Origin of the sequence: Rhodovibrio sodomensis (assembly GCF_016583645.1) — a bacterium.
Lineage (GTDB): Bacteria > Pseudomonadota > Alphaproteobacteria > Kiloniellales > Rhodovibrionaceae > Rhodovibrio > Rhodovibrio sodomensis.
Genome location: NZ_NRRL01000246.1, coordinates 1 through 1,844, shown reverse-complemented (window position 1 = coordinate 1,844; position 1,844 = coordinate 1). Strand labels below are relative to the sequence as shown.

Below are 1,844 nucleotides of genomic sequence, written 5' to 3'. Positions count from 1 at the left end.
CGGCCCAGCAAAACCAATAAAGTTTGCAAAGTTTGTTGCCCACGGGTCCCGGTGGCGCCTCGTGCGCCGCCGAGACCCGTGGTCGCGCGTCAACACCCTATGCCAATGGGGCGTAGGGGGCGCTTACCATATAACGGTTGGATTGATGCGCCACGCGAGGAGTGGTTAAAATCCGAAAACGTGGGACATTACGCGTCACGCCAAAAAATAAGTGAAACACCATTGGTGGATTATGTTGCACCCTCCGGTCGTCTATCAAAATCGGATATCGAACAAGCCCAGCAAAAATATATTGAAGAACATATCGAAAAGGTTAATTTTGTTAGACAGATCGAAAATGGTCCACTTCTCGGTCAAAAAAATGTAGGCGGCGGCGTGTTGCCGGAATTTTTCCTCGTACCGGCTGTTCGCGATTTAACTGAAGAAATCAAAATTAAATCTAATACGACATTTGGTCGGCTTATGAACCGTGCGGTTAACGAGATGGCTGAGCGGGATGAACGATTTATTGAAGCAAAGCAACGTATGGCTGAGGTTATTCAATCACTGAATGATCGAGAACAAACAACCGGGAGGGAAAATGAACTGAAAGCCCTCGAATCCCGCTTGGAAGACGAGCTGAAAACGTGGGGTGTGTCAGTAAATATACAAATCTCCCCACCTGAGATGGAAAAAATTTTCGAGCTGGGCACCGACGTACATCTCGACGATGGTGTTCAGACGACTGCTGACCGCAAAGGCCATGGGCTCCAAAGAGCTATGATGTTCGCCTTGATACGATCCTGGGCGGCTGCATTAAAAGCCGTACCGGCAGGGTCGGATCAAGAACAGGTTAAAGCGCGGAAGCAATCGGAGTCGGTTATCTTCGCTATCGAAGAGCCGGAATTATATTTGCACCCGCACGCTCAGCGGCGATTGGCAAAGTCGTTACGTGATATTTCTGACACAGACGAGCACCAAGTACTACTCGGAACACACTCGACACACTTTGTTGATCTAAATTTTTACCGAGATATCGGCATTATCTCAAAACCAAGTCCGGCTGAAGGTAGCCAGATAAGGCAATGTACAGAGGAGTTGTTTGAAAGTGGTGACGTGGACGACCGGAAGCGGCGCTTTCATATGGCGCAGTGGATAAATCCCGAGAGAGGTGAAATTTTCTTTGCGGAGAAAGTGGTTTTCGTTGAGGGAGAGACCGAGAAAGTCATGATCCCGTTTGTGGCCGAGAAATTGGGTCTGTTTAATCCAGAGGTTTCAGTCATTGATTGTGGGGCAAAACACAACCTGCCTTTGTATATCAAGATCGCGAATGCGTTTGGGATCCCGTACGTAGTGGTGCATGACGAGGACCCACTACCCGAAGTGTGGGGCGCAGATGTAAGTGCTGAGAAGCGACGGGAGAGAGAACGAACCTATGCGTTGAACGATACAATCGCAACTGAGATAGATAATCGGATTGGTTCCCAGTGGGTTTTTGCAAGCGATTTCGAAGCAGCGTGCGGGGTGTCTAAGACCGCGGGTAAAAAGAAAGGTAAGGCATTGGCTGCGCTTGAGCACTTTAGCGCAGTGAGCGAGGCAGAGGTCCCTGACACTTTTGCCGAGTTGGTGCGGGCGATTTATGAGTAAGGTGAGAGCGCTCTCAGCGTCATCGTGAAAGGCATCAGGTCTTACGTACCCACTACGGAATTGCTTGCCCAATTCCAGTGGGCCGGGGGCTTAGCCCGGAAAATTCATGGGGGACGGCGGGTGTAGCCCAAGCTGCTGAATAGTCGTAAGATTTCGGTGTGGAGACGAAAACCTACGATCAGCAGGAGCTCACCCGCCGTGGTCGAACATACCCCTGA

General features: G+C 50.2%; 1 protein-coding gene. It reads left to right on the top strand.

Going from position 1 to position 1,844, the window contains the following annotated elements:
- Positions 1–1,626: ATP-dependent nuclease (locus tag CKO28_RS27480; RefSeq protein WP_207168965.1), on the top strand; the 1,626-nt coding region annotated here is incomplete at its 5' end.
- Positions 1,627–1,844: the final 218 nt, after the last annotated feature.